Source organism: Nocardiopsis tropica (assembly GCF_042660575.1).
Classification (GTDB): domain Bacteria; phylum Actinomycetota; class Actinomycetes; order Streptosporangiales; family Streptosporangiaceae; genus Nocardiopsis; species Nocardiopsis tropica.
In genome coordinates this window covers 1-10,505 of record NZ_JBHSUF010000044.1, presented here as the reverse complement: position 1 = coordinate 10,505, position 10,505 = coordinate 1, and the positions used below count along the sequence as shown (strand labels likewise).

Below are 10,505 nucleotides of genomic sequence, written 5' to 3'. Positions count from 1 at the left end.
CGTGCCCGGCCACCAGATCATCAGCCAGATCTTCGCGAGCATGGACAGCATCATCCAGCGCATCCAGATCGGCAGGGGGACCCGCCACCACCGCGACAGCGCCCTGACCGCGAGCGCCCACAAGGGCGCCGCGATCGAGGGCGTGCTCTCCGCGGTCTTCTCCGCGGGCATGGACGGGCTCTTCAGCAAACACCTGTCCGACCTGTTCAGCAAAGGCCTCACCGACCTCAAACTCCTGCCCGACCCGCCACCCCTGGTCCGCACCGGACCCGACGGGCCCGGCGGGCCGCCCCCGGTCGGCCCGCCGCTGCGCGAGAGCCCCGACGGGCCCCCGTCCGGGCCGCCCTCGGGTCCCCCCGACGGGCCGCCTTCGGGGCCGGTCAAAGACGACCCGCCGCCCCTCAACCGCGACGCCGACACCCCGCCACCCCCCGGCGGCGGAGGCCCTGACGGGCCCCCCGCCAGGCCCAAGGACGACCCGCCCGCCACCAACCCCGACCGGGGGCCGGACTCCCCCGCGCCCAAGGACACGGGTCCCACACCTGTGCCCGCGCCCAAAGAGGGGCCGCCGGCGTCTCCGTCGTTGAACAAGGACCTGGCCGAGGTGTTCGGGCGCCACAACGACGAGTTCCTCGCCCCCTACAACCCCGCCAGCCCCGTGGGCGCCGGCGCCTTCGACAACGCGACCAAGGCCGCCGCAGCGCGTCAGGACTTCGCCGAGGTGTTCGCCCGCAACTTCGGCGACCACCTGGGCGAGGCGGCCGCCCGCGATCTGGGGCGCGACTACGCCGCCACCCTGGCCCGCCACTGGAACGACCCCGACCTGGGCCGGCACCTGCGCGACACCATCGGCGACCGCCTGCCCCCGCACATGCGCGACCACCTCGCCGACGTCCCCGTCAACCTGCAAAAACCCCTGGGCGAGTACTTCTCCACCACCGGCGCCTACACCCAACAGGTCGGCGGCAGCATCGGCACCGGAGCCCTGGAGGGCTACCTCGGCGAGGGCCTGGGCAGCCTGGCCGACGGACGCGGCTGGGAGGCCTCGGGCTACTCCGCCACCGCCGGCGCCACCCAGGCCGGCATCCAACAAGGCGCCACCGACGGCGCCCTGCACGGCCTGGACCTGTTCAGCGACAAGGACAAACCCGACCTGTCCGAGCCTGCACCGCCCCGGACCGAGAGCAACGCCGCCGACAACCGCAACGACGTTCCCACCGGCCCCCAGGCCCCCGGCCCGTGGACGGGCGGGGACGACCTCCCGGGCCAGGGCGGCGACCGGTCCCCCGAACGCGACCGCGACGGCCAGGGGTCCCCGGAGCAGGACGGCCACGGCGAGGGCCCCCTCCTGGCCCCACCGGTCGACGACTCCTCCCGGTACGACCGCGACGACCTCTCCGACATCGACGACGTCCCCGACCTGGTCAGCGACACCGACTCGGAGTTCGGCGACGACGGCTCCGAGTTCGGCGGCTCCGACGACCGCGACCGGGCCACCGACGACCGCGACCAGCCCAACGACGACACCGTCCGCGTCCACCAGGACGATGACACCCGCACCCCCTACACAGACACCGGCAAGGACCCCTACGCCACCACCGAGACCAAACACCCCGGCCTGGGCAACGACCTCTTCCACCCCGGCATGAACGACGGACCCCTGACCGTCAACTTCCTCAACGCCATCGTCCCCGACAACCCCATGGCGACCCCGCCCCCCGCAGCCGAACAGACCACACCTCACACCCAGACCACACCCGACACCGGCAACACGAACCCGGCCGACCGCTCCACCCCCGCCCCCGAGCAGCACACCGCCCCTCCCGTCATGGCCGCGCCGATCGGCCAAGCAGCTCCACCGCCCGCGACCGCACCGCAGAACACGACCAGCGACAACAACCAGCGCTCCACACCCACCGAACGCAACAGCGGTGGACGTCCCTCCCAGAACACCGGCGACACCCCCGCCGCGGACTCCTCCACCGACCAGTCACCCCGCGACGGCGACGCCCCCCAGGTCACCACCGAGGGCGCACCTCCCGCTCCGGAGACCGAGACCACCAGCGCCCCGGTCGACCAGCACAACCAGAGCGCCGCGGTGGACGAACAGCGGACGGCCACCGCCAGCGAGCACACCCCCGAACAGCAGACCTCACCGGCTGAGGTCCCGCTGCCCCCGTCTCCCGTCACCGAGAGCGACAGCCTGCACGACACCGACACCACAGCCGTGAGCGAACCGCCCCAGGACGCGGAGGACACCGGACCCCACCCCTCCGACCGCGACGGCGAACAGCCCGACCAGCGCGGCGAGGACGCCTCCCGCGACGACGACCGAACCCAGGACAGCGACAAGGACCGGACCGGAGAGGGCGGGGACCGGACCGGTGAGCAGGGCGGCGACCGCTCCGGTGACGGCGGAGACAGGCGCGACGACCAGGAAGACCACTTCCAGGACCAGAACAACGACGAATCCGACGGCCAGGACGACAAGGGTGAGAAGAAGGCGGACGAGGAGCCTGCTCCGGAGGAGACCGCCGCCGACGGCCAGGACGACAAGCAGCAGGACGGGGAGAAGAGCGCCGACAGCGCTCCGGTACCCGACCCCCAGGAGCGCCACGAAGCCCCGAACGTCGCGAAGACGGAGAACACCCCCGCCCCCGGGGGCGCCGAGAAGTCCCAGACCGAGGACAGCGGCGGGGACGCCCCCTCCCGCGAGCGCGACACGGATCAGGAGCAGGCCCCCGCAGAGCACGGCGGCACCGACGCCACGGGGACGTCCCGGGACCGGGCTCCGGAGACCGAGCCGGCTCCCGACTACGCCGGGACGGTGGTGACGGACCGGAACACGCCCCACGACATCGGATACCTCCTGAACTCGTCCCTGGTGAACGCCAGCATGGTCCACGCCCAGCACCTCGACGCGTTCGTGGACGGCACGCTCGGGAACGACGATGTGACGGCCCCCGACAGCGTGCGCGACGAGGTCCGTGACCGGATCGCCGCCCAGCAGGACAAGAACATGTCCACCTTCTTCACACCCGACGGATACTCCACGGAGGTGAAGGGGGACGACGGCTCCGTCTGGACGGCCCAGGTGAAGCTGACCCTGCCGGAGGGCAACTTCTACCACGCCTCCTCGGAGGCCGCCCCGGGCACGAAGACCCCCCAGGCCAAGATGGCCGCCGAGGCGGGTAACAGCGCCGCCTTCGAGGGCAGCGGCGGACACGGCGGCAACAAGGCCTTGAACCTCGGCTTCACCCTCTCGCCGCTCATGCTCGGCGCAACCGGCGTCGGCGACGTCGGCCCGCGGGCGATCTTCAGCTTCACCAGCTCCACGCGTCAGCGGCAGACCGCGGCCAGCACGACCGTCACCTTCGAGTCCGCCATGGGCTACGAGGCCATGGGCACCCCGGAGGTCTACGCCGCGGACCTGGGGATGGACTTCGTCCTGGAGCGGACCTCACCGCCGACGACGTCCTCCCCGACACCGGACACCGCCTCGAAGGACGGGACGGTGCCGTCGACGGACCCGTCCCCTGAGGCCCGGGACACCTCCGGTCAGGAGCGGACGCCCGCACCGCCGAAGGGGGAGAACACCACCGACGCGAACCCCCGGGTACAGCGGCGGACGCACTCGTCCAACGGGCTCGCGCTGATCCTGCCCGGCAAGGTCACCCCGCACAAGGGCCCCGCGACGATCACCCTGTCCGACCCCCTGAGCGGCGGTCCCGCCCGGAAGGACGGCACTCCCCCCGCCAGGAGCCCCCACGCGAACGTGGCCAACGGACTGCCCATCAGCCTGGGGGGCTTCCGGGAACAGACGGGGAAGAACGGGGAGGAGACCCAGGACGTCCCCTCCCTGGCCGACTGGGTGGCCGGCAAGGTGGCGCCCCCCGACGCCGGTCCGGGGAGGTTCAAGCGCGCCGCCCGCCACCTGCTTCCCCCCGTCAGCAAGGAACGACGGCAACAGCTCCTGGAGCACGTCCAGAACCAGATCGAGAAGAAGTTCTCCGACGAAGTGATGCTGGAGGTGTTGCCCAAGTCGACGCGGAAGGCACACCCCATCATCCTGACCACCCCCGATGGCGAACAACGTCGCGTGGAGATCAGGTCGGTCCCGATCTCCTACGTCGCCAAGCCGTCGAACCTCCCCGAGGGCGGACAGAACCGCTCCAGCAAATCCGAGCACGAGGCCTCCCACTCGTTGCAGAAGCACAAGGTCACGGGTGGGACCGGGGGAGCGGGAGTCGGCCTCGACGTCGGTTTTCCCGGGACGAACCACGGCGTCCGGTTCGACATCGTGTCCGGCGAGGGAGGGCAGAGGCACCGCTCGACGGAGGAGAGCGGAACCGGTAACTCCGGCTCGGTCAAGCGCACCTCCACGGACAGGGCCGGTTCGGGCGTCTACGAGGTCACGCGCAACTACTACGTGCACTTCCAGGGGGATCCGGAGCCGCACAGGCTCACGGGCACCAGCCTGGAGATCCTCACCGACGCGGACGCGTGGACCATCAGCGGCCAGACGCCCCCGGCCCCCGCGGGCGAGGGGGACGCCGGCGGCCAGGACAGGACCACCGACGATCACGACGCGGAGACCGACGCCTCCCGGGACCGGAGCGTCCCCGAGACTTCTGGGACCGCACCCGGCCCGAACACCCGCGCCGACGACGCCGGAGCCGATCCGACGGGCCCGCCGGTGCCGGACGCACAGGACTCCCGGCGCGAGCGGACGGGAGAGGACCGCACCGCACTCCCGCGCGAGATCGTGCCGAAGGACTTCACCTGGCCCGAAAGCGACCTCTACCACGGCCAGGGCAAAGCCCGGCAGCGCACGGTCTACGACCAGATCCTGCACCAGGTGCTGACCGGCATCGCCAAGCACCGGCCCGGCCTCGTCATGCCCGGCATCACCAGTGGCCCCAAGAACTTCAACCGTCCGCCGGGCGAGGGATCACGCAGCTTCGCGGAGGTGCTGCGCAGCCAGAGGCTGCTCAGCCGCGACCGGAGGACCGCCGAATCCAACACCGCCAAGATCGAGAAGGCGATCTCCGACGCCGGGTTCCTCGGCGGGCTCGACTCCCTGAGGGACAACGGGATCTCCGTCACCCTGACCGAGACCGCGAGAACCGGCGCCTCCTCGGGCAAGTCGACGGGCACCTACCTCCTGCACGCCCCGACCATCACCCTGCGTATCCGAGCCGACTTCTCGGACGTGCGTCACAGCGGAGGCGGGAAGGACGGCCAGGGCGGCGAGAAGAGCAAGGACGACAAGGACGGGAAGGAGAGCAAGGGCGGCAAGAAGGAGCTCTCCTTCAAGTACGGTGGCGCCTCCTCCTACAGCAGCGGTACCGGCACCCAGGATCGCAGCACGGCGAAGGGCACGTCCGGCGCCTACGCCCGCGAGACCGGAGCGGCGGACGCGAACGGGTACGCGCCCCGGTCGGGTAGGGCTTCGGCCTCCACCACGTTGAGCAAGACGAAGTCGGGCTCACAGAACCTGAGCACCAAGGTCCAGAGCGAGCACGGTGTCAGCTACCCCGAGGACACCGTCGACACCTGGACCGCGACGGCGATGATCTCGGCCCGGCTGTACGAGCACGACGACATCGGCATGGCCAAGCCCGACGCGAAGACCAAACCGGTGTCCGAACGCGGGATCGCGCTGTTCGACCCCGTCGAGACGCTCTTCACCGGGGAAACCCCCAAGACCGGCTCCGACGCAGCCCGGGCCGAGCAGGCCCGGACCGACCAGCAGCAGGACACCCCCCAGGACCGGACCACGGCGGATCCGGAGGCCTCCGGCGAACGGCCGGAGCGGTCCGACCGGCGGCGGGACCGGTTCCTGAGGCCGTTCCGCACGAAGACGAGCGATGCCGCGGACGACGGAGGCCGTCCCGCGGACACCCCTTCCCAAGGCGGCACGCCGCAGGGGGACCAGGGCGGGGCAGGTCCCGGCAGGGGCCGGGAGTCCGGCAGCCCCGAGGCCGTCGTGATCACACCGATGCCGTCGGAGGATGCCGAGAACATGCTCCGGGGGTTCACGACGGCGGCCCCCGGAAACGTCCGGCAGCGCCCGGGAGGACTGGTGCGCGCGACGAAGCGGTTCGCGAACCGCTTCCACACCGAGCCGGACGGCACCGACCGGGGCCGGACCCCCACCGACCGGACCGACGCCGACCGGCGAACGACCCCGCAGCCGGACACGACCGCTCAGACCGGCGGCAACGGCCAGGACACCACCGACCAGCGGACGAAGGAGCAGCGGCAGGCGGACACCGTCCTGGACACAGGGGCCACGTTCGAATACGCCGCCACCACGTTCACGACCGAGGACGGTCAGGTCAACAGCCTGGTCGAGGCGTTCTACGGGAACTTCCCCAACCGCGCTCCCTGGGACACGAACGGGCCCGGCAAGCAGTCGGACTTCCAGCGGTTCAAGAGCTATCTGGAAGAGCTGAGCCTCGAACGCAACCTGAAGAAGCTGCGCTCCTACCTGACCAGGTCCGAGGGCAACAGGCAGTACATGGAGCACGTCCTCTCCGAGGACAACGTCCGCAACAACCCGCAGACGTACAGCTCCTCCGGCCTGCGGGCGAACACCGACATGACCGGTGACCTGCGTTCCGGCCACAACGCGCGCATCACGTCGGCGACCAGGTACGAGCTCGGGGCGATCACCCGCCTCGAACAGTCCGACGCCGCGCTGAGCTGGGAGGACAAGACCAGCCACGAGGTGTCCACGAACACCTCGACGAAGAAGGACCTGACCGTCCAGGGGGCGGGCGGAGGCCGGTACAACCCCAACCCGGCGGAGTCGACCGCCGGCGGCGCCCGGCACTCCGAGGCGCCCAACTCCGCCTCCGACCCGCAGGTGCACCTCGGCCCCGTGCTGGGCAAGAGCATCTACGACTGGACCGTCAGCGACAAACCCTCGCAGAAGTTCTCGGAGACGATCGGGTTCAGTCCCGGCATCAACAAGTCGTACAAGTTCCACGCCTCGGGTGTCATCAAGCAGGCCGTCGAGTTCTCCAGGAACCTGCGCTACGGACCTCCCGTCCCCCACTCCCCGCGCTATCGCGGCTGGCAGGCCCACCTCCACGACCTCACCCGGGGGCTGCTCCACGTCCGCGACGCCCAGCAGTCGGGCCTGGTGGAGGACAGGGTCGTGGAGGAGGCCGACGGCACCCTGTCGACGGCCCCCCAGCCCGAGCCGGCGCGCCCCGAGCAGGCGCGGGTGCGTCCGGGCGCGGAGGACTCCGGGAAGTTCATGAGGCCCCCCTCCGCGGACGAGGCCCTCAAGGACCTCGCCGACAAGCTCGCCGCGTCGGGCTGGGAACTGACCGGGAAATCCCAGTCCGACATCCTGGACGCGCTGACCTCGTACCGGGGCCTGCGCCCCAATTCCGGGCCCCCGCTCGCGGTGCGGATCAAGCCCGTCGGCCACTCGGTCTTCAAGGGCAACACCACGTCGACCACACCGGTCTCCTTCGACGCCGTCGTGAACCTGAAGCTGGACACGAGCAACACACAGGTCGACTACATCGGCGGCAAGACCCTCTTCAAACAGCAGCAGACCCTGGAGACCGGCAACAAGGGGCAGCAGGAGCGCTCCGGCAACGCCGGCGCGGGTGTCCAGGAGGCGGTCATGCCGCCGCTGCCCCATGCCGAAGGCGGCCAGCCGTCGGGCGGGGAACCGGGGCCGGCGAGCCGCCCGACGATGATGGGCGTGTTCAGCGACCAGTCCGGCGCCAGGGCCCACAGCGAGGGCGTCGCCGTCAAGGACTCGGGCAAGCGGACCGTGCAGGTGTCGATGGACATCCCCTACGCCAAGACGTCCATGGACAGCCGGCTCACCATCGACCTGGAGATCCCCGAGAAGCAGGGCTTCTCCAACACCCTGGCCTGGGAGGGGCTGGAGAAGGACGAACGGCGCAGCTTTCGGGGCGAGGGCGACTCGGGCACGGTCAAGGCCCTCTACCCGGCCTTCTCCATCGACCTGCCCCGCACCGGGGACGGGGTGAACGGCTCCACGGACACCTCCGGCGACGACCGCCCCGCCCCACCCGGCGACCGGGCCCCGCTCGGCCGGGACGCGGCCGCCGACCCCCTGAGCACCCCCGACGACGCCGCGGCCACCCGCACCGACCCCCGGAGCACCGCCCGCACCCCGCCTCCACCGGCCCCGGAGAACCCCTCCTCGGACACCCACGCGTCCCTGGAGCAGATGATGCGGGACTGGATGTCGAGCAGGGGACCGGTCGGCGGCCGCGACATCCGGGACGCCGTGGTCATGCCCACCGCCATCGTCCTCGACGGCCAGGACCCCCGCGACATCGCCCATGTCGTGGTGGCCAAGTCTCTCGGCTGGACACCGTCGCCCGACGCCGTCGTCGGGCGCTACACCCCCGGGGCCGTCAAGGAGGCCCGCGCACTCGTCGCGGACAAGATCGGGCTGAACGTCCGCAACGACGCCATCGACCACAGCCTCAACCTGCTCTCCCTCAAGTCGCTCTTCCTCCAGGCCCTCGAACCCGGTGGCGTCGAGATGATCAAGATGGGCCGGACGCGGCTGGCCGTCCAAGCCCTGCCCGACCTGAGGTCCGGGAAGATCATCGACTACAACCCCGACGTGCGCCTGAGCGACTCGTCGGAGTCGGAACAGACGGTCACCTCCTCCCAGAGCATCTCGGACTCCCTGGCCGCGAACCTGGACAACATGCCCGCCGGGCGGGTCGGCGGAACCGACCAGCCGCCCCGGGGCGGACTCTTCGGTTCCACCGGCGCGGGGGACAGCACGTCCGCGGGCGGCGCCGCCTCCCAGGACACCAAGGCCAAGGACCCCTCCACGACGACCCGCACCCGCACCGGCCCCGGCTATCTCGTGGAGTTCGACACCACGTGGGGCGTGGGCGCCAAAACGGAGCTGCGCGGCGCCTGGTACAAGCGAGCGGCGAAGAGCATCGGCCACAAGAGCGCGGACATGGGCCGGGCAACCGTCGACCGGGCGCGCCGCGGGCTCGGCAAGGAGCCCCGGCACACCTCCTCCCGGGAGAAGCCCGCACGGTGGCAGCGCGGTGAGGTGAACACCAAGGTCCGGACCTGGATCTCCCACGGCGACGCGGTCAAGCTCGGCATCATCGCCCCCGACGGGGTCGACCACCTCAAGCCGCTGATGGACCGGATCGCCAAGACCCAGGAGACCCTGGCCACGGCGGAGAAGAACTACCTCGACGCGCGCGAGCCGCTGGACAAGGCCGCCGCGAAGGTCGTCGACACCCGGAACGCACTGGACGCCGCCCAGGGCGAGGGCTCGGGCCGGGACGGCGCGGCCGACGGGGCGCCCTCCGGTCCGGAGCGGGCCGAGGAGACCGGGCAGACCCGGTCCGACCCCGGTGGGCAGAGGGCCGAGGACGCGCGCAGGGCGCGGGAGGAGTACGACAAGCTCCAAGACGCCCACGACAAGAACCTGGGCGCCTTCAACACGGCGCTGCGGGAGTGGGCCGACGCCCTGCGCGCCCTGCGCCGGGGATTCACCGACACGCCCGCCGTGCGACCGCCGCTCACCGAGAGCACGTCCCCCGACGACGGCGCCGACAAGGGCAAGGCCCCCGAGCGTCCGGCCGACGGCGGTCCCTCCGCCGACCCGACAGGCCGGGGCGACGGCACGGCCGCCGGACAGGACGGTGCGCCGCCCACGAAGGCCGACAGCGGTCAGGCGCTGCGAGACAGGCTGGGCGAGACCTTCGGCATCACCCTCACGGGGACGGGGGAGGACTCCGGAACCGACTCCGGCCGGCCCTTCGACCACGAGTCCGACGACGGGGACGCCCTGGTTCCGGAGAGCTACCGGGTCCAGGTCCACGAGGAGGACGACGCCACTCCGCTCCTGCCCCACACCTCCGTTCCGGAGGGCGTCGTCGCCCCCACGGGCGAGCGCGAGAGGGACGGCTCGGAGAACCTGTACGACGCCGGTGACGAGGAGGAGGCGCCGCACGTCCGCTGGTTCGACAGGAACTTCCCGGATGAGGCGGCGAAGCTCAGCCGGGAAGAGCGCACCCGCCTGGTGCGGTCGCACGGGGAGCGGGCGCTGGCGGCGGGCCCGCCCCTTCCCGACGGGGCCCGGTACGAACTGGACCTGGGCGGCCCCCACGACACCGCCTGGCCCGGAGGCCCCGCAGAGCGGCACTCCTTCCGGCCGCCGGAGGCCGATGGCCCGCGCGGGCCCGCCATGGACCCGAGCACGCCGCAGGAGCGGAACCGCTCCGTCGAGGGCCCGGAGCGGCGGCCGCAGCCGGCACCGTCCGAGGAGGAGATGGCCGCGGCGGCCCTGGACGCGGTGCTCACCTTCGACGGGCAGCGCCTCCCCCTCCACACGGAGAGCGGACCCGACCACGGCACAGACCTCCCTGCGGACCAGGACTCCCTCTCGGAGGCGTCCACGCCGGACTCGGACACACTCAGGGACATGCGGCTGCGGCTGGAGCGGCTGCGCTCGTCGAGCCCGG

General features: G+C 71.8%; 1 protein-coding gene. It reads left to right on the top strand.

What is annotated here, in order from left to right; all coding sequences use genetic code 11:
* The coding region (locus ACFQBR_RS33335) for a hypothetical protein (RefSeq protein ID WP_378554971.1) at nucleotides 1-10,505 on the top strand (10,505 nt) is incomplete at both ends.